The organism is Microcella frigidaquae, assembly GCF_014200395.1.
GTDB classification, from domain to species: Bacteria; Actinomycetota; Actinomycetes; order Actinomycetales; family Microbacteriaceae; genus Microcella; species Microcella frigidaquae.
In genome coordinates this window covers 1556371-1579798 of sequence record NZ_JACHBS010000001.1, presented here as the reverse complement: position 1 = coordinate 1579798, position 23428 = coordinate 1556371, and the positions used below count along the sequence as shown (strand labels likewise).

Below are 23428 nucleotides of genomic sequence, written 5' to 3'. Positions count from 1 at the left end.
TTACTCGGCCGTGAAGCGTTGCCAGGAGGAACGGGGACGTTTCTGCGGTTGCGGCACGATCACCTCGGCGCTGCGCAGGATGCGCCAGATCGTCGACCGTGACAGGGTCACCTGCTCGGCGGCCAGGAGTGAGCAGACTGTGTCGGCGCCGGCATCCAGGCCGTCGGCAGTGAGCTGCGCACGCAACTGCAGCACGCGAGCGCGGATCGCGTCGGGTGTGCGGGCAGGCTGCGACCGCGGTGCCCTCGAGCGAGCAGTGAACGCGGCCTCCCCCTCGGTGAGCCACCGCTGATGCAGCTTATGGACCAGCGATTTCGACACCCCGTGGATGCGGGCGGCTTCGCGGTAGGACAGGCCCTGCACGGTGACGGCGAGGATCAGCACTTCCTGTTTGCTCACCCATCGACCCTGACCGGGTGTCCACGATGACGTGAGACATCACGGCGCAGGGTGGGTCACTGTCCACGATGTCGTGAGACAGGTGTCCACGATGTGCTGAAACCAGACACCGTCATCCCCTCTGTGTTGATTTCTGGCAGCGCCGCCGCTCCTGCGGCGCAGCGCGCTCCGCGCACCGAACGCGGTCGCTGCGCTTCGCTTCTCGCGGCTCCCGCTCGCTGACCTGCCGCTCCTGCGGCGCAGCGGGCTGCGCGCCAACTTCTCTCCCAACCGATCTGCGGTGTGCTCCGAAGAAGAAGTACAGGCAAGGGGAGAGACAGGAGCAGCGATGAGCCGATGGTTCGTGGCGATGCCGGCGGCGGGGGCCGCCAGCATCCATGGTGCCGCAGCCGTCACGGCCACCGATGGGGGCGTCGGCGCTGTTCTCGGGCTGGTCGCAGCCGCCGAGCTCGTCATCGCGGTGGGGGTCGCGATGCGCGCTCGGCGGCTGCCGGCGCCGCAGGTGATCTCTCTCGCCCTGGTGACCCCGGTGCTGCTGTGGGCGATGCTGCTGCTCATCGCCGTCACGGCCGACGCACCGAGCCTCGCATCGGCACTCGTCACCGTGCCGCTGGCCGCAGCATCGCTGCTGGGTCTCATCGCGGCCGCATCCGCGGGGGCGGATGCTCGGCGCACGCGGGTGGGGGCCCGCGTGTGCCCGGCCCGCGGTGCCGTCGCGCTGGCGGCCGCGGTCGCTCTCACGCACACCGTGGCGGCCCCGGCCGTGGCAGCCGCCCTACCCGCGGCACCGGCGAGCGCCGCACTGCCCGAGAACGCGCCGCCACCCGCACCCTCGATCGAGTTCGGCTCGCACGAGGGTCACGACATGACCGGTCACGACATGCCCGGTCACACCGACTGAGCGACGGCCCGTCCGATTCCCGGTTCGGCCTCGGCCATGAAGCGGCGAACATCGTCATCGACGATGATGTCGCTCGGCCGCAGCGGGCGCACCAGGTGCAGACCCTCGAGCGCGCGCAATCGACTGAGGGCGACGTAGGTCTGCCCCGGGGCGAACGCCCGGGGGCCGAGATCGATGATCGCGCGATCGTAGGTCGAGCCCTGCGACTTGTGGATCGTGACGGCCCAGGCCAGGCGCAGCGGAAACTGCGTGAACTCGGCCACCACATCTTTCGACAACCGCTTGGTGGCGCTGGAGTAGGTGTAGCGGTACTTCTCCCAGGTCGCCGGCAGCACCTCGTGACTCTCGCCGTCGACCTCGACGTGCACGGTGCGGCCGATGCGCTCGACCGTGCCGAGGGTGCCGTTGACCCAGCGCGGCGTGCCGTCACCACTGGTGTCGTTGCGCAAGAACATCACCTGCGCTCCGACCTTCAGCTGCAGCTCCTCATCAGCCGGGTAGCCGCCGCGCGGGCCGAACTCGCCCGCGATGTCGGCGCGGGCGGTCTTCGGTTCTCCGGGCAGGCGGCGGAGGGCATCCGCGTTGATGCGAGTGACGGTCGCATTGGTGGTCGCCAGGGTCAGCGTGCCCTCGGGAGCCGGGCGCTGACCCGCCTCGTTGAGCGCCCACCCGATCTCAGGCGTCACCGTGCCGTGCCGCACCGCGGTGAGCATGGCGCGGAAGTCGGCGTCGTGCTGGCGGTGGATCGCCTGCAGCTCGATGATGCGCAGGTCGGCCTGCTGCCAGACCCGGGCGTCGAAGAACCAGATCGAGCGGTAGTGGTCGGCGTAGTACGCCCGCTCGCCCTCGCCACGACCCGGCACTGGTGCGAGCTGGTACGGGTCGCCGAACATGACCAGCTGCGCTCCGCCGAACGGCTCGGCCGGGCGCGAGCGGGCACGGCGCAGGCGTCGGTCGATCGCGTCCATGAGGTCGGCGCTCACCATTGACACCTCGTCGATGACGATGGTGTCGACGGAGGCCAGCAGGCGCCTCAGCTCGGCGGGCGGGTCGTCGAGGTCATGGTCGGCGATGAGCCCGATCGGCAGCCGGAACAGCGAGTGGATCGTCTGACCGCCGACGTTCAGGGCGGCGACCCCAGTCGGTGCGCACACCACGACCGACCGCTCGGTCGAGGCGATGAACGTCTCGAGCAGGGTCGACTTGCCAGTGCCGGCGCGACCGGTGACGAAGACGTGCTCGCGGGTGGAGTCAATGAGGTCGAGCACCGCGCTCTGCTCAGCACTGAGCGGGGTGCCGTCGGGGGCGGTGCGGGGCGTGCCCTCGGCGGCCGCCCGGTCGCCAGTGCGTCTAGCCACGCGCACCACCCTCCGCTCGCTCGGCCGTGCTCCACCCTAGCCGCGGGCCCGTCCAGGTTCGCATCGGCGCCACGGGGTGCGGAGGCCCCGTGCGTAGGCTGGGCGCATGTCCCGGGCTCGACTCGCGTGGGGAGGGGGTGCGGCCGCCCTCCTGGCGGCCGGCGCGATCGGCATCGGAGCCGCCCTCGCGATGACGGCCGGGCCGGAGCACCACGTCGAGCGGTACCTCGACGCCCTCGCTCGCGATGACCTCGTCACCGCCGCGCGGCTGGCCGGGCTCGCGGAGGACGCACCGCTGCCGCTCGGCGATGAGGGCTCGGCCAGCATCCGCCGCATCATCGCGACCGCGCCGCGGAGTGACGGACGCGTCGCGGTCACCGCGGAGTACGGCGATCAGCGGGATGCCGCGCGCACGACCTTCCTGCTCGAGCCCGCACCTCCCACCGCCGGGGTGATCCCGGCCTGGCGCTTCGTCGACCCGCCGGTGACCGCGCTCGTGGTCGGGGTCGACCAGCACGATGCTCTCGTCGTCGGCCCGGTCGCGGTGACCGCTCCCGGCCCGGGCGAGGTCGCCCGGGTCGCGGTGCTGGTGCCGGCCCGGGTCACGGTGCGGCTGGCGGAGCCCCTGCTCCTCGCCGAGCCCGTGACGGTGCGCGCGACGGGTCTGCCCGACGCTCCGGGGTCGGAGGCGTCGCCCGTGGTGCTGCGCGCCGTCCCCTCGATGCTGCTCGAGCGCGAGGTCGGCCGGCTGCTCGACGAGTTGCTCGCCGGGTGCGCCGCGCAGCCGGTGCTGAAGCCGGCGGCCTGTCCGTTCGGGGTCGCCATCGAGAACCGGGTCACAGAGCCGCCGGTCTGGAGGATCGACGAGCGCGCAGAGGTCGTGCTCGAGCCGGGCGCCGCCGTCGGAGAGTGGCGTCTGCGCGCCGACGGCATCGCCACCGTGGCCCTCAGCGTGCAGCGACTGTTCGACGGGCGGGTGTTCGAGCGCGAGGAGTCGGTCGCGTTCACGGCCGCCGGAACGGTGCGCCTGTCGGGCGGTCAGCCCGAGCTTCAGGTGGACCCGGCGCGGCCCTGAGCCGCCGAACGACCCTGCGCCGCTGAACGACCCTGCGCCGTCGCCCGCTCGCTCGCGGCCGCGCGCTCGGCGAGCATCGCGTTCCACGCCTCGAGGTCGGCGTCGCCGTCGCGGTCGGCCTTGCGGTCGAGCCGGGTCGACTCGCGCTTGTCGGCGCGGCTCCAGCTCCACATGACGAGCAGAGCGAGCAGGAGGGTCGGGATCTCCCCGACGCTCCACGCGATGCCGCCGCCGGTCTGCTGGTCGGCGAGCGGCGTCTGGCCCCACTCGCGGCCCATCGCGCCGAACCACTCCGGCAGCAGAAGGCCGGTGCCGGTGATGAGCGAGAGCCCGAAGAACGCGTGGAACGCCATGGTGGCGAGGAGGATGATGAGCCGGATCGCGTACGGCGGGCGGTACGGAGCCGGGTCGATGCCGATGAGCGCGTTGACGAACAGGTACCCGCTCAGCAGGAAGTGCAACACCATCCACTGGTGCCCGATGTGGTCGCTGACCGCCCAGGAGAAGAGCGGCGAGTAGTAGAACACCAGCAGCGAGACGGCGAAGACCACCGAGGCGACCAGCGGATGGCCGACGAGCCCGGCGAAGCGCGAGTGCACGATGGCGAGGATCCACTCGCGCGGTCCTCGCGAGCCGTCCTTACGGGCGTGGATCGCGCGTGCGGCGAGCGTGACGGGCGCGGCGAGCACGATGAGCACGGGAATTCCCATGCTGAGGATCATGTGCCCGAGCATGTGCACGCTGAACAGGTACCGCTCGTAGACCGCGAGCCCGCTGCTCGTGACGAACACGATCAGGGCCATGCCGGCGACGAACATGAGGGTGCGCGCGATCGGCCAGCGGTCGCCGCGCCGCTGCAGCCTGAGCGCGCCCGCCACGTAGAAGAACGCGCCGAAGGCGGCGATGAGGGTCCAGAGCAGGTTGAGATCCCACTCGGTGAACAGGCGCCAGGGCTCGTACGGCGGCGGGAGGGGTGCCCCGGTGAGGATCTCCGCAGGGGTCGGGTTGGCCAGCTGATCAACGGGCACCTGGGGAACGGGTGTGGCGGTGCGGGCAAGTGCCGCCGCGAGGCCCGACGCGGCGCCCATGAGGGCGAGCTCGGCGCTGACGATGACCCAGAACGCACTCCGCGGAGCCGCGGCTCCGGCCTCCATCGAGGCCGTCAGACGGCGGATGATCGAGCGACGATACGCCGCCCCGAACGCTCCCAACCCGATGAGGGCGAGCACCTTGGCGGCGACAAGCAGCCCGTACGGCGTCGCGAGCGCCTCGACGCCGCCCATGCGCAGCTGCGCACTGACGAGCCCCGAGCTCGCGACGACGATGAAGGCCACGAGCGCGATCGTCGAGTAGCGGGCGAGCACCACGGGCAGGCGCTCGGCGAGCGCGTGCCGGATGAGCACGATGGTGGCGAGGCCGCCCACCCACAGCGCGGCGAACACGCTGTGCAGGTACACCGCGGTGACGGCGGCGTCGTGGTCGGCGGTTCCGCCCGTGTGCCCGGTCTGCGCGACGGGCCAGAGGGCTGCGACGGCGACGACCAGCACCCCGGCGAGCAGCGCGGGCGACCGCAGTGCGAAGCACAGCACGGTGACGACCGCCGCCATGAGGGTGGTCGCGAGCCAGGCCTGCCCAATCTCACGGGTACTGAGGAAGTTCGAGAGCAGCGCGCCGAACTGCGGGTCGAGGGTCACCGGCTGGGCGTAGATGGCGAGGAAGGTCAGGAATCCGGAGGCCGCGGAGGCGAGCGTCCAGAGCGCGGCGGATGCGGCGGCCACGTCGAGCGCGCGCCCGAACTCGGGCCGCTCGGGCGCGAGGGCCAGCAGGGCGAGCAGTAGTGCGCCGATCGCACCCGCCGCACCGAGTGTTCCGAGCAGCTTCGCGAGGGGGAGCCCGTAGCGGACGACCGGCCCCGGGTCGGAGAGCAGCGGCGCCTCCGCGCCACCGCCGAGCACGAGCCCCACGAGGGTCGCCATGAACGCCGCAGCGACGAGCGCGGTGACCCCGATGACTCCCCAGGGGAGGGGCTCGGTGCGCAGTCGGGGCGCGGCGGTCGTGGTCACCCGTCCAGACTAGGCGAGAGTGCTGTGCACGGGCTCCGACACCGGCCCACCGGGGCTCAGCAGCCGCCGGGAAAGCGCGGAGGGCGACCCCCCGTCACCGGGGTGCCGCCCTCGAGCGTAGGGGAAGGCTGCCTACTTGGCGGCGGCCTTCAGCTTGCTGCCGGCGCTGACCTTGACGCCGTACGACGCCGCGATCTGGATGGCCTCGCCGGTCTGCGGGTTGCGGCCGGTGCGCGCGTCGCGGTGGGTGCGCTCGAAGGAGATCCAGCCGGGGATCGCGACCTTCGTGCCGCCCTTGACGGCGCCCGAGACGACCGAGAAGAGGCCGTCGATGGCGCGGTTGACGTCGGCCTGGCTCAGACCCGACTCAGCGGCGATGGCCGCGACAAGCTCGGAACGGTTCATGGTGTCCTCCTCGGACCTCAATGTGGGTGGTGAAGCGCGAAGTCGTCCTCTGACCCCGAGCCGCCTCGACGGTACCAGCACACCCGCGGGATTCCGGGCAATTCGGCACGGTGCGCCCGAAATGCGCGGATGTGCGGGACGGGTCGTCCGGGAACGACGGAGGGGCATCCCGAACCCGGGATGCCCCTCGCGTGGTGATGCGGAACTACCAGCTCGACTTGGTGATGCCGGGCAGCTCGCCGCGGTGCGCCATGTCGCGGAACCGCACACGCGAGATGCCGTACTTGGTCAGCACACCGCGGGGGCGGCCGTCGACGGCGTCGCGCGAGCGGACGCGGACCGGGGAGGCGTTGCGGGGCAGCTTCTGCAGGCCGATGCGCGCGGCCTCGCGCGACTCGTCGGTGCCGTTCGGGTCGACGAGGGCCTTCTTCAGCTCGAGCCGCTTGGCGGCGTACCGCTCGACGACAACCTTGCGCTGCTCGTTGCGCGCGATCTTGCTCTTCTTCGCCATGACTTAGCGCTCCTCGCGGAATTCGACGTGCTTGCGGATCACCGGGTCGTACTTCTTCAGCACGAGGCGGTCGGGGTCGTTGCGACGGTTCTTGCGGGTCACGTAGGTGTACCCGGTTCCCGCCGTGGACTTCAGCTTGATGATCGGACGGACGTCCTGCTGCTTCGCCATTAGATCTTCTCCCCACGGGCCAGGAGGTCCTTGACCACGGACTCGATGCCACGGGCGTCGATGACCTTGATGCCCTTCGCCGACAGGGTCAGCGTGACGTTACGGCGAAGCGACGGCACGTAGTACGTCTTCTTCTGGATGTTCGGGTCGAACCGGCGCTTGGTGCGTCGGTGCGAGTGCGAGATGTTGTGCCCAAAGCCGGGAGTGGCTCCGGTCACCTGGCAGACGGCTGCCATGGTTCCTCCAATTTCAGCTACCGTACGGCGATCGCCGTACCCAAGGTCACTTGTCGGCACGCTGACATCCGGTGGTGCCCACGGTGAGGCTGCGGGCCCGGACGAGCGCACAAGAAGAGCGGATGGCCGCTCACACAAACCCCTAGCCTACGACGGCGAGGGGTTCGCCTGCAATTCGGCGCAGGCGGCGCACAGCCCGAAGACGTCGACGACGTGCTCAGGGCGGGTGAACCCGTGCGCGGCGGCGACGTCGCGCGCCCACTGCTCGACGGCGTCTGCCTCGATCTCAACGGTGAGCCCGCATCCGCGGCAGATGAGGTGGTGATGATGGCTGCCGGGAGTGCAGGCGCGATAGAGCGCCTCGCCGTCCTGCTGCAGCGAGTCGGCTTCGCCCTCCTCGGCGAGGTCGGCGAGCGCGCGGTAGACGGTGGCGAGCCCGATGCTCGACCCGCCCTCGCGGAGGCTCGCGTGCAGCGCCTGCGCGCTGACGAAACCGTCGTTATCGGCCAGGGCGGCGCGCACCGCCTCGCGCTGCCAGGTGTTGCGCTTCATCGCAGGGCTCCCGTGCGGCGACCGATGAGGCGGCAGACCATATAGATCGCGAACGAGATGGTCGTGATGTACGGGCTGATCGGCAGCGAGCCGCCGATCGCGAGCAGGATGCCCCCGACGGCGGAGACGAAGCCGAACAGCATGCTCAGCACGGGCACGAGCACGGGCGAGCTCGAGACCCGCAGGGCAGCCGCGGCCGGTGTGACGAGGAGGGCCATGACGAGCAGCGCTCCGATGATCTGCACCGACACCGCGACCGTCAGCCCGAGCAGCGTCATGAATACGATGCTCAATGTCCGGCCGGGCACACCACGCGCGCTGGCGACCTCGGGGTCGAGGCTGTCGAAGGTCAGCGGGCGCCAGACGACGAGTAGCGCGACGAGGACGACGATGCTGATGCCGATCAGCAGCCCGAGCTGCGGAAGGTCGACGCTGATGATCTGCCCGGTGAGCAGCCCGAACTTGTTGCCGCTGCGCCCCGGGTAGAGAGCCAGGAAGAGGATGCCCAGCCCGAGCCCGAAGGGCATGAGCACCCCGATGATCGAGTTGCGATCGCGGGCCTTCGCGCCGAGCACCCCGATGAGCGCGGCGGCGACGAGCGAGCCGACGATCGAGCCGCCCACGACGTTGAGGCCGAGCAGCAGCGCGGCGGCAGCCCCGGCGAACGACAGCTCACTGATGCCATGCACGGCGAACGCCATGTCGCGCTGCATGACGAAGACGCCGACGAGTCCGCCGACGATGCCGAGCACCGCGGCGGCGATGATCGAGTTCTGCACGAGCGCGAGCAGCTGCACATAGGTACCGGGGTCGACGGTGATCACGCGATCACCTCGTGGTGGTGCTCGGTCTCGGGCACGCCCACGACGATCACGCGGCCGCGCGAGCGGAACACCTCGACGGGAGTGCCGTAGAGGCGCGAGAGCACGTCGTCGCGCAGCACCTCGTCGGGCCTGCCGACGGTGAATCGCCCCTGGGCGAGGTACAGCACGCGATCGACCATGCCGAGCACGGGGTTGATGTCGTGAGTCACGAAGACGACCGCCGTGCCGTGCTCGCGCCGACGCGCGTCGATGAGCTCGCTCACGGCCCGCTGGTGGTTGAGGTCGAGGCTCATCAGCGGTTCGTCGCACAGCAGCAGGGTCGGGTCGTCGGCGAGAGACTGGGCGACCCGCAGGCGCTGCTGCTCGCCGCCCGAGAGGCTGCCGAGCGGACGGTCGGCGAACGCCTGCGCCCCGACCGCCTCGAGCAGAGCATCCACTCGTTGGCGATCAGCCCGCGTCGAGATCGGCGGACCCCAGCGGGTGCCGTTGACGCCGAGCGCCACGAGGTCGCGCCCGCGCAGGGGCGTGCCGGGCGCGGCGATCTTCTGCTGCGGGATGTACCCGATGCGGCGATGGCCGCGGTGCGCGGCGTGACCGTCGACGAGCACCGTGCCCTCGTCGAGCCGCCGCTCACCGAGCATGGCCCGCAGGAGGCTGGTCTTGCCGGTGCCGTTGCCGCCCAGCACAGCGATGAACTCGCCGGCGCGCACGTCGAGGTCGAGGCCGCTCCAGAGCACGCGATCGCGCACACGGAGGGCCCCGCCGCGGACGCTCAGCACGGGCTGGGCTTCCGCGGCGGGGCCGCTCTCCGGTGAAGCGTTCGTCACGCGGCGAGCGCCGCGGCGACCGCTTCGATGTTCAGGCGCATCCACGAGATGTAGTCTTCCCCCTCCGGGAGGGTTTCGACGAACGAGACCACCGGGATGCCCGCCGCTTCGGCCGCGGCGCGCACCCGCTCGGTCTCGGGGCTCGCGGTCTGCTCGTTGTAGCCGAGCAAGCGCACCTCGCCCGAGTCGATGAGGTCGAGCACCTGCTGCAGCGCGAGCGGGGGAACGTCCGCGCCCTCCTCGATCGCCTCGGTGAACGCGTCGGGCGTCGCGTCGTCGAATCCGAGCTCGGCGAGCAGGTAGGCGGGCACGGTCTCGGTCTTGGCGACGACACCGCCGCCGAGTGTGGCGGCGGTCTCCTCCAGGAGTGCCTCGAGCCCCTCGAGTCGCTCCTGGAACGCCGTGAGGTTCTGCTCGAAGACCGTCGCGTTCTCCGGGTCAAGCGCGGCGAGCTCGGTGGCGATCGCCGCGGCGACGTCCTCCATCACGTGGATGTCGTACCAGACGTGCTCGTTGGTGCCCTCGAGGTGGCCGTGGCCGTCGTCCTCGCTGTGGGCCTCCTCCCCCGAGTGGGCCTCGTCGGCGTGCGACTCCTCCTCGGCGTGCGCCTCCTCCTCGCTGTGGCTGTGGGCGTCCTCACCCTCCTCGAGCAGTCCGCCGACGACGACGGCGCTGATCACAACGGCCTCGGTGCCCGAGCCCTCGACGAGCACGTCGACGAACGGGTCGTACCCGCCGCCGTTCTCGATGATGAGGTCGGCGGTCGAGATCACGAGCTGGTCCTGCGCGCTCGCCTCGTAGCTGTGCGGGTCGATCGTGGGGGAGTCGATGATGCTCGTCACGGTCGCGGCGTCACCGGCGATCGCGGCGGCGACGTCGCCGTAGACGTTGGTCGAGGCGACGACGGAGAGGCCCGTGGCCTCGTCGGCGGGTGCGGGCGCGGCGCACCCGGTGAGGGCGAGGCCGGCGGCGGAGGCGACGAGCAGAGCGGGAAGGGCGCGGCGGGTCGAGGTCATGCTCCGATCGTACGTCTTATCGAGAACGATTGTCAAAACGGTTCTCAATAAGCCCTGTCGTCGTCCGCCCGTCGCGCTTCGGCATCCCGATTCAGGATGCTCCGCTACCGTCGCCCGCATGTCGAACCGCCGCACGATGCTCACCATCACGGCCCTGCACCACGCCGTGCTGCGCCTGACCGGCAACCGCCTCGGCCGTCGGCTCGGCACCATGCCCGTGATCGAGCTGACCACGACCGGACACAGCTCGGGGCTTCCCCGCACCGCGCTGCTCACCGTGCCGGCCCGCGAGCCCCTGCCCGGCGGGCAGAGCGGCGAGCGTCTGATCGTGATCGCGAGTCGCGGCGGCGACGACCTGCAGCCCGCGTGGTACCTCAACCTCGTGGCCGAGCCGCGCGTGCTCGTCGCGGCACCGGGCGAGCATCCGCGCCCCTACCGAGCCCGCACCGCCGACCCGGACGAGCGGGCCCGCTGGTGGCCGGAGGCCGTCCGCGCCTACGGGGGCTACGCGCAGTACCAGCGGCGCACGCGACGCGAGATCCCCGTCGTCATCCTCGAGCCGGAGAACCGCGCCGAGGTCGATCGCTGATGATCACCGCGGTGACGAGCGCGCCCGCCAGTGCGATGACGGTGGCGACGGTTCCGAGCGGGTCGAGCCAGGGTGGCCGCGGGTCGAGACCGATACCGACGCCGAACGTCCAGAGGGCGATCGCGCCGGTGCCGATGACCGCGAAGACGGCCAGGATCAGCGCGTCGCCCGACGGCCCGGGGCGACCGACGGCACCCGCGACCAGGCGACCGCCGAGAAGCGCCGCGATGAGAGAGGCGAGAAACCCCGTGAGCATCGCCGTTGCGAAGAGGATGGCCGGGCCCGTGCCCCACCCCGCGGGGTCGGTCGCGTCGGGCACGAGCACGGCGAGCACGAACGCGCCGCTGATCGCGAGCAGGGCGGCCGAGAGCGCGACCACGAAGGCCACGATCGTCGCTCGGCGAGGAGTGCGATGAGCATCCATCACACGATCATGCCCGACTAGTCGAGCAGTAGCGCCGGCTCCTCGATAACCGACGCGACGTCGGCGAGGAAGCGGCTGGCGACGTCGCCGTCGACCACGCGGTGGTCGAACGAGCCGCCGAGCGTCGTCACGAAGCGCGGACGCACCTCGCCGTCGACCACCCACGGCTTCTGCTTGATCGTGCCGAGGGCGACGATCGCGACCTCGCCGGGGTTGAGGATCGGCGTGCCGGTGTCCATGCCGAAGACGCCGATGTTGGTGATCGTGATCGTGCCGTCGGCCATGTCGGCGGGCTGCAGCTTGCCGTCGCGCGCGGTGATCGTCATCGCCTCGATCGCCTGGGCGAGCTCGCGCAGGCTCAGGTCCTGCGCGTTCTTGATGTTCGGCACGACGAGCCCGCGCGGGGTGGCGGCGGCGAATCCGAAGTTCACGTAGTGGTGCACGATGATCTCGGTGTCGGTCCAGGTCGAGTTCACCGTCGGGTTGCGGCGCACCGCCCACATCATCGCCTTCGCCATGATCAGCAGCGGCGACACCTTGATTCCGGCGAAGTCGGGGCTCGCCTTGAGGCGCTTGACAAACTCCATCGTGCGCGTCGCGTCGACGTCGACGAACACGCTCACGTGCGGGGCGCTGAACGCGCTCTTCACCATGCCCGCGGCGATCGCCTTGCGCACGCCCTTGACCGGGATCCGGTCCTCCCGCTCGCTCGGCCACGCCGGCGTCTGGATGTTGCGGAACACGCTCGCCTGCTGCGCGTGGCGGATCACGTCGTCGCGCGTGATCTCGCCGGCGAGGCCCGTGGCGGTCACCTGGGTCAGGTCGACATCCAGGTCTTTGGCCAGCTTGCGGATCGGCGGCTTCGCGATCACGGGCAACGACTGCGCGACGGGCACCGAGGTCGGGCGCGGCGCCGCCGCGACCGACGATGCGGCGGGGGCGGCGGATGCGGGGCCCGCGGCGGGCGACGGCGCGGCCGCGGCTCCGCGACCGCGGGTGCGGCGCGAGGCGACGTGGCCCTTCGCGCCGTAGCCGACGAGCACGGCGTTCGACGCCGGCTGCTCCGACTCGTGCGCGGTCGTCGTGGCGGTGTCGGCCGCACTGGAGGCGACGGGGTCGTCAGCCGCAGCATCCGGCCCCTCGCCGCGCACCGCGATGATCGGGGTGCCGACCTCGACGGTCTGGCCCTCCTCGACCAGCAGAGCGTCAACGGTGCCGGCGAACGGCGAGGGCAGCTCGACGAGCGACTTGGCGGTCTCGATCTCGACGATGACCTGGTTGATGGCGACCGCGTCGCCGGGCTTGACGCGCCACGACACGATCTCGGCCTCGGTCAGGCCCTCCCCGACGTCGGGGAGCGGGAACTCGGAGACGCTCACGATTCCTCCAGGGTCGGCTGCGGTCAGTATGCCAGCGCGCGGTCGACCGCGTGCAGGATGCGGTCGACGTCGGGCAAGTAGACGCCCTCGAGCTTCGCGGGCGGGAAGGGGGTGTCGTAGCCGGAGACGCGCAGCACGGGCGCCTCGAGCGAGTAGAAGGCCTTCTCGGTGACGGTCGCCGCGATCTCCGAGCCAATGCTGACCGAGCCGGGCGCCTCCTGGGCGACGACGAGCCGCCCGGTGCGGTGCACCGAGTCGAGCAGCGGCGCGTAGTCGATCGGCGAGAGCGAGCGCAGGTCGACGACCTCGATGCTCGTGCCCTCCGCGGCGGCGAGCTCGGCGGCGTCGAGCAGCATGCTCACCATCGCGCCGTGTCCGACGACGGTCACGTCGGTGCCGGCGCGCACGATGCGCGACTCGTGCAGGGCGGCTCCGGACGCGGCGAGATCGACGTCGCCCTTCGGCCAGTAGCGGCTCTTCGGCTCGAAGAACATGACCGGGTCGGTGCTGGTGATCGCCTGCTGGATCATCCAGTAGGCGTCGTGCGGGGTCGCCGGGCTCACCAGGCGCAGGCCCGCCGTGTGGGCGAAGTACGCCTCGGGGCTCTCCTGGTGGTGCTCGACCGCACCGATGTGGCCGCCGTAGGGAACACGGATGACGACGGGCAGCTGCATGGCACCCTCGTGCCGCGCGGTGAGCTTCGCCAGCTGGGTCGTGATCTGGTCGAAGGCCGGGAAGATGAAGCCATCGAACTGGATCTCGACGACGGGCCGGTACCCGCGCATCGCCAGGCCGATCGCGGTGCCGACGATGCCCGACTCGGCGAGCGGGGTGTCGAGCACGCGGTGGACGCCGAACTGCTTCTGCAGCCCCTCCGTCACCCGGAAGACACCGCCGAGCGGGCCGATGTCCTCGCCCATCAGCACGACCTTCTCGTCGGCCGTCATCGCGGCGGCGAGGCCCATGGTGAGGGCTTTGGCCATCGTCAGAGTCTCGATCGCCATCACGCACCTCCCTCGAACGAGGCCTCGAAGTCGGCCAGCGCCTGGCGCTGCGCATCCATCACCGGGTGCGGCTCGCTGTAGACATGGGCGAACATCGACTCGGCCGACGGCGGCTCGAGGGCGAGGGTGCGAGCGCGAGCTTCGGCGGCGAACTGCTCGGCCTCCTCCGCCACCTCGGTGAAGAACGCCTCGCTCTCGCCGAGGCCGCGCAGGTAGGCCTCGAAGCGCGCGATCGGGTCGCGCTCCTGCCAGTAGTGCAGCTCGTCGTCGTCGCGGTACTTCGTCGGGTCGTCGCTCGTCGTGTGGGCGCCCATGCGGTAGGTGAGGGCCTCGATGAACTGGGGCCCTTCGCCGGCGCGGGCGGCATCGAGGCTCGCCGCCGTCGCGGCGTAGCTCATGAGCACGTCATTGCCGTCGATCTGCTGGCTGGGGATGCCGAACCCGCGCGGCCGGTGGAACAGCGGCGTGCGCGACTGCACGCGCACCGGCACCGAGATCGCCCAGTGGTTGTTCTGCAGGAAGAACACCTGCGGAGTCTGGTAGCTCTGCGCGAAGACGAAGGCCTCGTTGACGTCGCCCTGGCTGGTCGCGCCGTCACCGAAGTACACGAGCACCGCGGTGTCCTTCTCGGGGTCACCTGTTCCGACGAGACCGTCGAAGCGCACGCCCATCGCGTAGCCGGTGGCATGCAGCGACTGCGAGCCGATGACGAGCGTGTAGAGGTGGAAGTTGCCGGTCTCGGCGGGGTTCCAGCCCCCGTGCGTGAGGCCCCGCAGCATCTTGATGATCTGCACCACGTCGAGACCGCGGATATGGCCGACGGCGTGCTCGCGGTACGCGGGGAAGATGTGGTCGTGCGCGCGTGCGGCGAAGCCCGAGCCGACCTGCGCGGCCTCCTGGCCGAGGCTCGGAATCCAGAGGGCGAGCTGCCCCTGGCGCTGCAGGTTGCCGGCCTCGATGTCGAAGCGGCGGATCACCCGCATCGTGCGGTAGAACTCGCGCAGCTGCTGCTCGGTGAGAGCATCCACGTACGGCAGGTAGGCCTCGGTGGCATCGCTGACGACCCGGGTTCCGTCGGGCGCGAGCAGCTGCAGCGTCTCCGGGGTGTACGACATGCGTTCCACTCTAGGGCCGGGCCCGGGGGGCCCGGTCAGAGGGTTCGGACAACCTCGGCCGCGACCCGCACCAGGGTCTCGACAGATTCGGCTTCGCCGATCGAGATGCGGATGCCCTCCGGTGGGAACACCCGTGCGACGATCCCGGCCGCGGCGAAGGCCTCGCCCGCGGCGGCCGTGGCCGGCCCGGTCGGCAGCCAGACGAAGTTGCCCTGCGACACCGGCAGCTCCCAGCCCTGCTCGCGCAGCGCGGCCTGCACGGCGTCGCGGCGCGCGGCCAACTCGCGCACGCGCGCCAGCAGCTCGTCCTCGACGTCCATCGCGGCGAGCACGGCGTGCTGCGCGGCGGCGGTCACGGCGAGCGGGATCGCCGTGCTGCGCGCGGCGTCGAGCACGGCAGTCGGGCCGATCGCGTAGCCGACGCGCAAGCCGGCGAGGCCGTACGCCTTCGAGAACGTGCGCAGAATGACGAGGTTCGGGAAGCGCCGCACGAGGGTCGCGCCGTCGACCGCGGCCGGGTCGTCGACGAACTCGGCGTAGGCCTCGTCGAGGATCACGAGGCGGTCGGCGGGCACGGTCGCCATGAAGGCGGCGAACTCCGCGGCCGTGACGATCGGGCCCGTCGGGTTGTTGGGCGTGCAGACGATGATCGCCCGGGTGCGGTCGGTCACCGCGGCGGCCATCGCGGGCAGGTCGTGGCGGGCATCCGGGGTCAACGGCACACGCACGCTCGTCGCCCCGGCGACGGTGACCAGGCCGGGGTAGGCCTCGAAGCTGCGCCAGGCGTAGACGACCTCGTCGCCGGTGCCGGCGGCGGCGCTGATCAGCTGAGCGAGCAGCGCGACCGACCCGGCGCCCACGATGATCTCGTCGGGCGTGACGCCGTGCCGCGCGGCCAGGCGCTCGCGGACGACCAGCGCCGTGGCATCCGGGTAGCGGTTGATGTCGAGGTCGCGAATGGCGGCCAGCACAGCCGGATGCGGGGGGAAGGGATTCTCGTTGCTCGAGAGTTTGAACGCATCGGGCGCGGCAGGGCGACCCTGCTTGTAGGCCGGCAGCGAGACGATCTCGGGGCGCAGCCGGACGGGGGGCGCGGTGTCGGTCACCCGTTCAGCCTACGTCGGCAAGCAGGTGCACCCGGTGGTGCTCGGATTGCCGGAGGCCCCTCCCGCTCGGCATAGTGGAGCCATGGGACGCTTCCTGATCCGCGTGATCATCACCAGCATTGCGCTCTGGCTCACGACGATCATCGTCGAGGGGGTGAAGGTCGTCTCGTACGGCTCGGCGGACGACCAGGTGGCGCTCGCCCTGACCTACCTGATCGTGGCGGCCATCTTCGGCATCGTGAACTCGGTGATCGGCAACGCGATCCGCATCGTGGCCTTGCCGATCTATCTGCTCACGCTCGGCCTCATCGCCCTGGTCGTGAACGGGCTGCTGCTACTGCTCGTGGCCTGGATCTCGAGCCTGCTCGGCTTCGGTCTCACGGTCGACGGCTTCTGGTGGGGTGTGCTGGGCGCCATCGTGCTCGGCCTGCTCAACTGGCTGATCGGCGTGCTGCTGCGCCCCGTCGTCGGGCGCAAGCGGGTCTGAGCTCCCTCCCCGCGGGCCGACGGGCAGCTCTCGTCAGTCGACGGTGATCCGGCGCGCGGTGTAGGCCGTGCGCACCCCCGCGCCCTCGGGCACGGGAAGCCGCGCGAGCGCGTCGGTCAGCGAGGGCGCGTCGAGCTGGTCGGCGCGCTCAGCGGTCGCGCGGTAGCGGTCGCGATCATGGGCGGGCAGGGCCTCACCGGGCGGTACGACGTCCGGCAGCGCATCCGCCCGCACGATGACCGCGGTCGTCTCGCGTCGGAGCCCGGACAGCACGGGCACGAGATCGTCACGATGCTCGATGACGATCGCCGGGTACGCGCCAGTGACCGGGATGCCGCCCGTGGGCGCCCCGATCGTGACGAGCCCTGCCGTGGCGTAGTCCCCCGACTCGGCGAGCAGGGTGGCGATGGCGCCGCCCTGCGAGTAGCCGGTGAAGACGATCGAGGTGCCCGGCGTGACCCCCTCCGCGGCGAGCGCCGCCCGGACGGCCTGGAGCGAGGAGGCCTCCTGCTCGGCGACGAGGGCGATGTTGCTGGCCATGTCCCAGGGCTGCTCGCCGCCGAGGGCCGCGTGCGCGTCCGTGCCGGCGATGTACACCTCGACATGGGGCGCCCCGTCGGGCAGGGTGTAGCGCTCGATGACGATCGGCGCTTCCGCGTCAGGAAGGCGACCGATGCGATCGGCGAGCGACCCGGGCGGGGCGACGGCCGTGGATTCGCCGCCGCGTCGACGGTCGCCGCCGACCCGGTCGATGAGCACGGGTGCCGTGCCGCGCGCGCCCGCGACGGCGGCCGCGATGCCGACGAGCGCTGCCGCACCGTCGAGCCGCACGACCCCCAGGCCGCCCTCGCCGAGCGCCGCGACGGCCGCGGGAGGAATGCCGAGCGCGCCGAGCAGCGCGTCGTCGACGAGGCTCAGCCCGGCCCGGAGCACCTCGACGACCCGGGGGTCGCTGAGGAGGACGGTCGCGCGATCGGCGAGGAGGCGCCGCGCCTCCGGGGTGAGCAGCGCCGCGCCCGCCGCGACCGCGGCGGTCGCGGTGAGCAGTGCGGGGGCGACGAGGAGGCCGAGCCGGGCGAGCACGAGCCCCGCCCCGGCGGCCGCGTGGGAGGCGACGACCTCGATGGCGCGGGCGGCCTCGCGGTCGGCGTTGTCGTAGAGCGCGGCCGCCGTGCGCAGCGCCCGGGCGAGATCGCTGAGCCGGTCGGCCGAGCGCTGCAGCGAGCTCTGGGCCTGCCAGAGATCGGCATCCCGACCCGGGCTCGACCCGGTGCGCAGCGGCGGCAGCCGGAGGGCGATCTGCGCCGCCCCCTCCGCGCTGCCCTCCGCGAGACGAGCGAGCCGCTCGAGCTCCTCGATCGCGATCCCGACGCCCACGCCGACGGTGAGGCTGCTCCCGGCGTCATCGTGCCCACGATCACTCACGGCAGGAACCCGACCGGCACGCTCTCCTCCAGGAGCCGCTGCTCGTGGCGCAGCTGGATCTCGACGCTCTCGAGCCGCCACCCCTCCCGCTCCAAGCGCTGGCGCTCGAGGTCCAGCGCCACGTGGAGCGCCTCCCGAGCCGGCCCCCACCACGCGCCCGCCACCCGAGCGGCGCGCAGCGCCGCAACGATCTGATCGAGCGACCGGATGAGCCCCTGCACCGTCGCCGCCTGCCGCGCCAGAGCGGCGGCGGCGGCGTCAATGGCCGCACCGGCCGATGCGGACGGTGCGGGGGGCGAAGGATGGGTCACGGCGGGGTCCTCTCGGCAGAGGCCGGGCATCCGGCACCCCGCATCGTGACGCGCCCGCGGCGCCAGGCAGGTCGCATGCAGGCGCGCGGGGAGGCGGCCGGGGCGGGCCCGGGCTGTGGAGGAGGTGCTCCTGGGCCACAATGGGGGCATGACCTTCGACCGGGAGCGCCCCGAGCCCGGCGTCTTCCGCATCTGCTTCGTCTGCACCGGCAACATCTGCCGGTCACCGATGGCCGAGGTCGTGTTCCGCGCGCTGATCCGCGCCCGCGGCTGGGAGAAGTACGTCAGCGTCCAGTCGGCCGGAACCGGCGAGTGGCACGTGGGCGAGAGCAGCGATCCGCGCACCACTGCCGCCCTCCGGGCGCGCGGCTACAGCGGCGTCGGCCACCGCGCGCGGCAGTTCGATGTCTCGTGGTTCGAGAACCTCGACCTCGTCATCGCCTTCGACCGCACCCACGAGCGCATCCTGAAGTCATGGGCCCCCGATGAGGATGCGCGCGCGAAGGTGCACCTGCTGCTGAGCTTCGATCCCGACGCCGGCGGCGCCCTCGACGTGCCCGACCCGTACTACTCCGACACCGCGATGTTCGACGGCGTGCTCGCCATGATCGAACGATCGTGCGCCGCTCTGTTCCGTCAGCTCGAACCCGGTATCCGACAGGGAGTCACCTCATGAGCCCGCTCAGCACCCAGCCCCTCAGCCCCCTCGACGGCCGCTACCAGCGGCAGGTCGCGGCGCTCGGCGAGCACCTCAGCGAGGCCGGGCTCAATCGCGCGCGCGTCCAGGTCGAGGTCGAGTGGCTGATCCACCTCACCGAGCACGAGCTGTTCGGAGCGCGACCCCTGACCGCGGAGGAGACCCGGCAGCTGCGGGCGATCGTCACCGACTTCGGCGACGACGATGTCGCCGACCTCGCTCGGCGCGAGGCGATCACGCGCCACGACGTCAAGGCGGTCGAGTACTTCGTGCGCGACAAGCTCGCCGCGCTCGGGCTCACCGAGCTCGCCGAGCTCACCCACTTCGCCTGCACGAGCGAGGACATCAACAACCTCGCGTACGCGATCACGATCCGCGCGGCCGTGCGCGATGTCTGGATGCCGCGCGCGCGGTCGGTGATCGAGACGCTCCACGGCCTGGCCGTCGACCTGCGCGCCGTGCCGATGCTCGCGCACACGCATGGTCAGCCCGCCACCCCCACCACCATGGGCAAGGAGCTGGCCGTGACGGTGCACCGGCTCGAGCTGCTTCTCGCCACGGTCGACGAGGTCGAGTACCGCGGCAAGTTCTCCGGCGCGACCGGAACCTTCTCGGCCCACCTCGCCGCCGACCCCGATCATGACTGGATCGCCGCGTCGCGCGACTTCGTCACCGGGCTGGGCCTCACGTGGAACCCCCTGACCACCCAGATCGAGTCGCACGACTGGCAAGCGCAGCTGTACCAGCGCATCAGCCACGTGGGCCGGGTGCTGCACAACCTCTGCACCGACGTCTGGACCTACATCTCGATGGGCTACTTCCGGCAGATCCCGCAGCCGGGGGCCACCGGGTCGTCGACCATGCCGCACAAGATCAACCCGATCCGCTTCGAGAACGCCGAGGCGAACCTCGAGCTCGCGAGCGCGCTGCTCGACTCGCTCGCGGCGACCCTCGTGACCTCCCGCCTGCAGCGCGACCTCACCGACTCGACGACTCAGCGCAACATCGGTGTCGCCCTCGGGCATTCGCTGCTCGCCCTCGACAACATCGAGAAGGGACTCGGAGAGATCGCCATCGACGAGGAGGCGCTCGCTCGCGACCTCGACGCCAACTGGGAGGTCCTCGGCGAGGCGATCCAGACCGTCGTGCGCGCGGAGATCACGGCCGGACGCAGTTCGATCGCCGACCCGTACGCGATGCTCAAGGAGCTCACCCGGGGTCACCGGGTGGGGCCGGACGCCCTCCGCGCCTTCGTCGAGGGGCTCGACATCGGTGACGACGCCAAGCGGCGGCTGCTCGCCCTGACGCCCGCGGGGTACGTGGGCGCCGCATCCCGCCTCGTGGGGTTCATCGAGGGCGACTGAGCCCGGCCGCGCGGCGGGAGTGAGCCGAGCGGCTCAATCGTTCAGCGTGTCGGGCTGGCGCTCGCCGTCGGCCGGTTTGTTCGGCGTGATCGCCAGCATGAGCATCGCGAGAACCACCAGGTCGAGCACGAAGGCGCCCCCGAAGGCGATCAGCGCGATCAGGAGGTCGCGCGTGACCATGAGCGTGATCAGGCCGATGAAGACCGCGACCAGGGCCGCGAGCGCGACGAGCTCGGAAGGGCGCAGCGTGATACGGGCGGAGGGTTCGGTCATGGCGCGGGGCTCTCTGGGACGGGCGCCGACCACTTCAGGCTGAAGCCGGCGATGACGAGGTAGACGCCGATGATGACGGCGTAGGCACCGAAGAAGCCGACCGCGCTGACCGCGTCGCCGACGAAGGCGAGCACGAGCGCGAGCGCGAGGGTTCCGGTGCCGATGACGATCGCGTCGCGGGCGAACGCGTCGCGACCGCGGTGCCGCAGGCCCCAGACCAGCTCGAGCGCCCCGGCCAGCACCGCGTAGCCGCCGACGAGCAGGAGGAACAGCGGCAGCCCCGCGGCGCCGGTCAGCAGCACGACGACGGCGAGAGCGCCGACCACCGCTGCGATGACCGCGAGCGTGCGGTGCAGGCCGCCGAGCGCCTGGGTGCGCGGCAGGCGGAGCACGGTGCCGAGCAGGATCGTGGCGGAACCGAGGCCGAACACGCTCAGCATGATCAGACCGATCGCGGGGGAGTGGTCGGCGGTGAAGGTGATGGCGAGGCCCGCAGCCACGGCGGGCAGTGCGCGGAGCACGGGGGCGAGCCAGAGGCCGCTCAGCGCGGGCGCCTCGGAGGCGGTGGATGTCACGGCTCCATCCTACGGGCGCGCGGGTGTGAGCCTCCTGCGACCGGGATCGATCGCGCGACCCCCGGGTGGGCTGCCTACATGCGGGGCATGTCGGCGAAGCGCGACAGGTGGCCCTGGAAGGCGACCGTGATGGTCTTGGTCGGACCGTTGCGGTGCTTGGCCACGATGAGGTCGGCCTCGCCGGGGCGGGCGCTCTCCTTCTCATAGGCGCTGTCGCGGTGCAGCAGGATCACCATGTCGGCGTCCTGCTCCAGCGAACCCGACTCGCGCAGGTCGCTGAGGGCGGGCATCTTGTCGGCACGCTGCTCCGGACCGCGGTTGAGCTGCGAGAGGGCGACGACCGGCACCTGGAGCTCCTTGGCCATGAGCTTCAGCGCCCGCGAGAACTCGCTGACCTCCTGCTGACGGCTCTCGACGCGCTTGCCGCTGGTCATGAGCTGGAGGTAGTCGATGATGACCATCTTCAGCCCGACCTTCTGCTTGAGCCGGCGGCACTTCGCCCGGATCTCCACGAGGGTCATGTTGGGACTGTCGTCGATGTACAGCGGGGCATCGTTGATGCGCCCCCGCGTGGCCGCGATGGTGGTCCAGTCGCGCTGGTCGACCGTGCCCTTGCGCATCGCCTGGAGCGGCACCGACGCCTCGGCGGAGAGCAGGCGCATCGCGATCTCGCTGCGGCCCATCTCGAGCGAGAAGATGATCGTCGGCAGGTCGTGCTTGATGGCGGCGCCGCGCGCGAAGTCGAGAGCGAGGGTCGACTTGCCGAGCGCGGGGCGCGCGGCGACGAGGATCAGCTGACCGGCGTGGAGCCCGTTGGTGAGCTCATCGAGGTCGGCGAAGCCGGTGGGCACGCCCGTCATCGAGCCGTCACGGCCCTTCGCGGCTTCGATCTCGTCGATCGCGACGGTGACCGCCTCGGTGAGAGGGATGTAGTCCTCGGACTCGACGCCGCCCGCCACGTCGTAGATCTCGCGCTGGGCGTTGTTGACGAGGTCGGTGACCTCGCCCTCGGAGGCGTAGCCCATCTGCACGATGCGGGTGCCCGCTTCGACCAAGCGGCGCAGCACGGCCTTCTCGGCGACAAGCGAGGCGTAGTAGCCGGCGTTGGCGGCCGTGGGCACGATCGCGGTCAGGGTGTGCAGGTAGTCTGCGCCGCCGGCTCGCGACAGTGAGCCCGACTTCGTCAGCTCGTCGGTGACGGCGATGACGTCGGTCGGCTCGCCGTGCGAGTAGAGCGTGAGGATCGCGTCGAAGATCACCTCGTGCTTCGGGATGTAGAAGTCGACGCCGCGGACGGTCTCGACGACGTCGGCGACGGCGTCCTTGCTGAGCAGCATGCCGCCGAGGGCGCTTTGCTCGGCGAGCAGGTCGTGAGGCGGGACGCGCTCGGCACCGCGACCCTCGCCGGCCGGGGACGGGGCGGCCGAGATGTGCGCGATGGACATGATCGACTCCCCTCTCCGATGCCGCCGGTGGATGCTCCGACCGGTCTACCGCCGACCTCCGACGACGGGGCTGCCGGGTCTCGGGGCCACCCGCCGCTGGGCGACGCCCCACCCTAGGAAGCGGTGCCCCGAGCCCTCAAGTCGGGCCTGTGGACAGCGCTGTGGAATGCTGCGGAGAAACGCCGGGGCCGATGTGGGGAAGCTGTGGAGACCGCTGTGGGATCACGGCGAACTTCCGCGGGGATGTCTGCCTTGATCAGGGATTTCTCTTTTCGCACGGTGTGTGGAGAAACAGGCTTCAAGTGGAGGGTGAAGCTTCCCCCGCTGGGGACGGGGATGTGGACGGATGGGCGGTCTACCCCTTGACAGACGGCAACAGAAAGGGGTATCCGCGCCGTGGCGCGGATACCCCTTCTCCGGGTGTCGCGAGGACTACTTGGCCGCGACGACCGAGACCGTGATGGTCGCGACGATGCCGTCGCGCAGCTTCAGGATCGCCTCGTGCTTGCCGAGACCCTTGATGGGCGCGACGAGCTCGATGAGGCGCTTGTCGACCGGGCCGAGACCCGCGGCCGCGACCGCGTCGGCGATGTCGCCGGTCTTAACCGAGCCGAACAGGCGGCCCTCGGCACCGGCCTTGACGGCCAGGGTGACGGGGTTGGCCTCGAGGCGCGCCTTGAGGTCCATGGCCTCCTCGATCGTGGCGTGCTCGCGCGCGGCGCGGGCGGCCTTGATCGACTCGACCTGCTTCTCGCCACCGCGGGTCCACGAGACGGCGAAGCCCTGGGGGATGAGGTAGTTGCGGGCGTACCCGTTCTTGACCTCGACGACATCACCGGGAGCGCCGAGCCCCGTGACGTCCTGCGTGAGGATGACCTTCGACATGATGCGCTTCC

28 protein-coding genes are annotated in these 23428 nt (G+C 71.3%); 6 read left to right on the top strand and 22 right to left on the bottom strand.

Annotation, left to right across the window (positions count from 1 at the left end; all coding sequences use genetic code 11):
- Window positions 1–399, bottom strand: coding sequence for a helix-turn-helix domain-containing protein (locus BJ959_RS07795; RefSeq protein WP_183321934.1), 399 nt, complete (start codon window positions 397–399; stop codon window positions 1–3).
- A 328-nt stretch (window positions 400–727) separates the two neighbouring features.
- Here BJ959_RS07795 and BJ959_RS07790 point away from each other — a divergent pair, with 328 nt between their 5' ends.
- On the top strand, window positions 728–1300 hold the full coding sequence (locus tag BJ959_RS07790) for a hypothetical protein (protein WP_153981261.1): 573 nt from the start codon (window positions 728–730) through the stop codon (window positions 1298–1300).
- Here the strand turns inward: BJ959_RS07790 and BJ959_RS07785 are convergent.
- Entirely contained in the window at window positions 1288–2658 is a 1371-nt protein-coding gene (locus BJ959_RS07785; protein WP_153981262.1) for an AAA family ATPase, read from the bottom strand. The two genes, BJ959_RS07790 and BJ959_RS07785, sit on opposite strands and share 13 nt — an antisense overlap.
- 106 nt (window positions 2659–2764) lie before the next feature.
- On the opposite strand from BJ959_RS07785, the gene BJ959_RS07780 reads away from it, so the two are divergent.
- A complete protein-coding gene (locus BJ959_RS07780) occupies window positions 2765–3733 on the top strand; it encodes a hypothetical protein (RefSeq protein ID WP_153981263.1) in 969 nt (322 codons plus the stop codon).
- Here the strand turns inward: BJ959_RS07780 and BJ959_RS07775 are convergent.
- From BJ959_RS07775 to BJ959_RS07735, 9 genes are all read right to left on the bottom strand, one after another.
- Entirely contained in the window at window positions 3709–5796 is a 2088-nt protein-coding gene (locus BJ959_RS07775) for a bifunctional copper resistance protein CopD/cytochrome c oxidase assembly protein (RefSeq protein WP_341799884.1), read from the bottom strand. The two genes, BJ959_RS07780 and BJ959_RS07775, sit on opposite strands and share 25 nt — an antisense overlap.
- A gap of 132 nt (window positions 5797–5928) precedes the next feature.
- The gene (locus BJ959_RS07770) at window positions 5929–6201 is read right to left on the bottom strand and encodes an HU family DNA-binding protein (RefSeq protein ID WP_153981264.1); all 273 of its coding nucleotides are present in this window, start codon (window positions 6199–6201) and stop codon (window positions 5929–5931) included.
- 205 nt (window positions 6202–6406) lie between these two features.
- Complete coding sequence (rpsN, locus tag BJ959_RS07765; RefSeq protein WP_153981265.1) at window positions 6407–6712, bottom strand: 30S ribosomal protein S14; 306 nt, start codon at window positions 6710–6712, stop codon at window positions 6407–6409.
- A gap of 3 nt (window positions 6713–6715) precedes the next feature.
- On the bottom strand, window positions 6716–6883 hold the full coding sequence (gene rpmG, locus BJ959_RS07760; RefSeq protein ID WP_137737339.1) for a 50S ribosomal protein L33: 168 nt from the start codon (window positions 6881–6883) through the stop codon (window positions 6716–6718).
- Window positions 6883–7119, bottom strand: a complete 237-nt coding sequence (rpmB, locus tag BJ959_RS07755) for a 50S ribosomal protein L28 (protein ID WP_047561095.1) — start codon at window positions 7117–7119, stop codon at window positions 6883–6885. The genes rpmG and rpmB overlap by 1 nt, the downstream gene beginning before the upstream one ends.
- A 147-nt stretch (window positions 7120–7266) precedes the next feature.
- The gene (locus tag BJ959_RS07750; RefSeq protein ID WP_153981266.1) at window positions 7267–7671 is read right to left on the bottom strand and encodes a Fur family transcriptional regulator; all 405 of its coding nucleotides are present in this window, start codon (window positions 7669–7671) and stop codon (window positions 7267–7269) included.
- Window positions 7668–8495: a metal ABC transporter permease gene (locus BJ959_RS07745; RefSeq protein WP_153981267.1), complete on the bottom strand. Its 828-nt coding sequence runs from the start codon at window positions 8493–8495 to the stop codon at window positions 7668–7670. Before BJ959_RS07745 ends, BJ959_RS07750 begins: the two co-directional genes overlap by 4 nt.
- Window positions 8492–9322, bottom strand: a complete 831-nt coding sequence (locus BJ959_RS07740) for an ATP-binding cassette domain-containing protein (RefSeq protein WP_153981268.1) — start codon at window positions 9320–9322, stop codon at window positions 8492–8494. Before BJ959_RS07740 ends, BJ959_RS07745 begins: the two co-directional genes overlap by 4 nt.
- Window positions 9319–10338: a metal ABC transporter solute-binding protein, Zn/Mn family gene (locus BJ959_RS07735; protein ID WP_153981269.1), complete on the bottom strand. Its 1020-nt coding sequence runs from the start codon at window positions 10336–10338 to the stop codon at window positions 9319–9321. The genes BJ959_RS07740 and BJ959_RS07735 overlap by 4 nt, the downstream gene beginning before the upstream one ends.
- Before the next feature lie 118 nt (window positions 10339–10456).
- Here BJ959_RS07735 and BJ959_RS07730 point away from each other — a divergent pair, with 118 nt between their 5' ends.
- Window positions 10457–10927 carry a nitroreductase/quinone reductase family protein gene (locus tag BJ959_RS07730; RefSeq protein ID WP_153981270.1) on the top strand — a complete coding sequence of 157 codons (471 nt, stop codon included), beginning with the start codon at window positions 10457–10459 and terminating at the stop codon, window positions 10925–10927.
- On the opposite strand, the gene BJ959_RS07725 is transcribed toward BJ959_RS07730, so the two are convergent.
- Genes BJ959_RS07725 through BJ959_RS07705 form a run of 5 tightly spaced genes read right to left on the bottom strand, consistent with a single transcriptional unit; the run spans window position 10887 to window position 15955 of the window.
- A complete protein-coding gene (locus BJ959_RS07725; protein ID WP_153981271.1) occupies window positions 10887–11351 on the bottom strand; it encodes a hypothetical protein in 465 nt (154 codons plus the stop codon). The genes BJ959_RS07730 and BJ959_RS07725 overlap by 41 nt on opposite strands.
- Window positions 11352–11368: 17 nt before the next feature.
- Window positions 11369–12730 carry a 2-oxo acid dehydrogenase subunit E2 gene (locus tag BJ959_RS07720; RefSeq protein WP_153981272.1) on the bottom strand — a complete coding sequence of 454 codons (1362 nt, stop codon included), beginning with the start codon at window positions 12728–12730 and terminating at the stop codon, window positions 11369–11371.
- Between the two features lie 23 nt (window positions 12731–12753).
- Window positions 12754–13713, bottom strand: coding sequence for an alpha-ketoacid dehydrogenase subunit beta (locus BJ959_RS07715; protein ID WP_431356660.1), 960 nt, complete (start codon window positions 13711–13713; stop codon window positions 12754–12756).
- Between the two features lie 20 nt (window positions 13714–13733).
- Complete coding sequence (locus tag BJ959_RS07710) at window positions 13734–14849, bottom strand: thiamine pyrophosphate-dependent enzyme (protein ID WP_153981274.1); 1116 nt, start codon at window positions 14847–14849, stop codon at window positions 13734–13736.
- 35 nt (window positions 14850–14884) lie between these two features.
- A complete protein-coding gene (locus BJ959_RS07705; RefSeq protein WP_153981275.1) occupies window positions 14885–15955 on the bottom strand; it encodes a histidinol-phosphate transaminase in 1071 nt (356 codons plus the stop codon).
- 82 nt (window positions 15956–16037) lie between these two features.
- On the opposite strand from BJ959_RS07705, the gene BJ959_RS07700 reads away from it, so the two are divergent.
- Window positions 16038–16442, top strand: coding sequence for a phage holin family protein (locus tag BJ959_RS07700; RefSeq protein WP_153981276.1), 405 nt, complete (start codon window positions 16038–16040; stop codon window positions 16440–16442).
- Window positions 16443–16475: 33 nt separating this feature from the next.
- Here the strand turns inward: BJ959_RS07700 and BJ959_RS07695 are convergent, their stop codons facing one another.
- Both BJ959_RS07695 and BJ959_RS07690 read right to left on the bottom strand, forming a co-directional pair.
- Complete coding sequence (locus BJ959_RS07695) at window positions 16476–17867, bottom strand: alpha/beta hydrolase family protein (RefSeq protein WP_153981277.1); 1392 nt, start codon at window positions 17865–17867, stop codon at window positions 16476–16478.
- Complete coding sequence (locus BJ959_RS07690) at window positions 17864–18178, bottom strand: hypothetical protein (protein ID WP_153981278.1); 315 nt, start codon at window positions 18176–18178, stop codon at window positions 17864–17866. Before BJ959_RS07690 ends, BJ959_RS07695 begins: the two co-directional genes overlap by 4 nt.
- Window positions 18179–18326: 148 nt before the next feature.
- Here BJ959_RS07690 and BJ959_RS07685 point away from each other — a divergent pair, with 148 nt between their 5' ends.
- A complete protein-coding gene (locus BJ959_RS07685; RefSeq protein ID WP_153981279.1) occupies window positions 18327–18854 on the top strand; it encodes a low molecular weight protein-tyrosine-phosphatase in 528 nt (175 codons plus the stop codon).
- Window positions 18851–20239 (top strand): adenylosuccinate lyase, encoded by a 1389-nt coding sequence (purB, locus tag BJ959_RS07680; RefSeq protein WP_153981280.1) that lies wholly within the window; start codon window positions 18851–18853, stop codon window positions 20237–20239. Before BJ959_RS07685 ends, purB begins: the two co-directional genes overlap by 4 nt.
- 33 nt (window positions 20240–20272) lie before the next feature.
- On the opposite strand, the gene BJ959_RS07675 is transcribed toward purB, so the two are convergent.
- From BJ959_RS07675 to rplI, 4 genes are all read right to left on the bottom strand, one after another.
- Window positions 20273–20512 carry a hypothetical protein gene (locus tag BJ959_RS07675; protein ID WP_153981281.1) on the bottom strand — a complete coding sequence of 80 codons (240 nt, stop codon included), beginning with the start codon at window positions 20510–20512 and terminating at the stop codon, window positions 20273–20275.
- On the bottom strand, window positions 20509–21087 hold the full coding sequence (locus BJ959_RS07670) for a hypothetical protein (protein ID WP_153981282.1): 579 nt from the start codon (window positions 21085–21087) through the stop codon (window positions 20509–20511). The genes BJ959_RS07675 and BJ959_RS07670 overlap by 4 nt, the downstream gene beginning before the upstream one ends.
- 74 nt (window positions 21088–21161) lie before the next feature.
- Complete coding sequence (gene dnaB, locus BJ959_RS07665) at window positions 21162–22532, bottom strand: replicative DNA helicase (protein ID WP_153981283.1); 1371 nt, start codon at window positions 22530–22532, stop codon at window positions 21162–21164.
- 432 nt (window positions 22533–22964) lie between these two features.
- A complete protein-coding gene (rplI, locus tag BJ959_RS07660) occupies window positions 22965–23417 on the bottom strand; it encodes a 50S ribosomal protein L9 (protein WP_153981284.1) in 453 nt (150 codons plus the stop codon).
- Window positions 23418–23428 lie beyond the last annotated feature (11 nt).

Excerpts from the sequence above, each read along its gene's own strand:
- BJ959_RS07685 (WP_153981279.1), top strand. The coding sequence starts at position 18,327 with ATGACCTTCGACCGGGAGCGCCCCGAGCCCGGCGTCTTCCGCATCTGC.
- BJ959_RS07675 (WP_153981281.1), bottom strand. The coding sequence starts at position 20,512 with ATGACCGAACCCTCCGCCCGTATCACGCTGCGCCCTTCCGAGCTCGTC.
- rplI (WP_153981284.1), bottom strand. The coding sequence starts at position 23,417 with ATGTCGAAGGTCATCCTCACGCAGGACGTCACGGGGCTCGGCGCTCCC.
- BJ959_RS07710 (WP_153981274.1), bottom strand. The coding sequence starts at position 14,849 with ATGTCGTACACCCCGGAGACGCTGCAGCTGCTCGCGCCCGACGGAACC.
- dnaB (WP_153981283.1), bottom strand. The coding sequence starts at position 22,532 with ATGTCCATCGCGCACATCTCGGCCGCCCCGTCCCCGGCCGGCGAGGGT.
- BJ959_RS07700 (WP_153981276.1), top strand. The coding sequence starts at position 16,038 with ATGGGACGCTTCCTGATCCGCGTGATCATCACCAGCATTGCGCTCTGG.
- BJ959_RS07725 (WP_153981271.1), bottom strand. The coding sequence starts at position 11,351 with ATGGATGCTCATCGCACTCCTCGCCGAGCGACGATCGTGGCCTTCGTG.
- BJ959_RS07715 (WP_431356660.1), bottom strand. The coding sequence starts at position 13,713 with ATGGCCAAAGCCCTCACCATGGGCCTCGCCGCCGCGATGACGGCCGAC.
- rpsN (WP_153981265.1), bottom strand. The coding sequence starts at position 6,712 with ATGGCGAAGAAGAGCAAGATCGCGCGCAACGAGCAGCGCAAGGTTGTC.
- BJ959_RS07770 (WP_153981264.1), bottom strand. The coding sequence starts at position 6,201 with ATGAACCGTTCCGAGCTTGTCGCGGCCATCGCCGCTGAGTCGGGTCTG.
- BJ959_RS07730 (WP_153981270.1), top strand. The coding sequence starts at position 10,457 with ATGTCGAACCGCCGCACGATGCTCACCATCACGGCCCTGCACCACGCC.
- rpmG (WP_137737339.1), bottom strand. The coding sequence starts at position 6,883 with ATGGCGAAGCAGCAGGACGTCCGTCCGATCATCAAGCTGAAGTCCACG.
- BJ959_RS07750 (WP_153981266.1), bottom strand. The coding sequence starts at position 7,671 with ATGAAGCGCAACACCTGGCAGCGCGAGGCGGTGCGCGCCGCCCTGGCC.
- BJ959_RS07735 (WP_153981269.1), bottom strand. The coding sequence starts at position 10,338 with ATGACCTCGACCCGCCGCGCCCTTCCCGCTCTGCTCGTCGCCTCCGCC.
- BJ959_RS07780 (WP_153981263.1), top strand. The coding sequence starts at position 2,765 with ATGTCCCGGGCTCGACTCGCGTGGGGAGGGGGTGCGGCCGCCCTCCTG.
- rpmB (WP_047561095.1), bottom strand. The coding sequence starts at position 7,119 with ATGGCAGCCGTCTGCCAGGTGACCGGAGCCACTCCCGGCTTTGGGCAC.
- purB (WP_153981280.1), top strand. The coding sequence starts at position 18,851 with ATGAGCCCGCTCAGCACCCAGCCCCTCAGCCCCCTCGACGGCCGCTAC.
- BJ959_RS07790 (WP_153981261.1), top strand. The coding sequence starts at position 728 with ATGAGCCGATGGTTCGTGGCGATGCCGGCGGCGGGGGCCGCCAGCATC.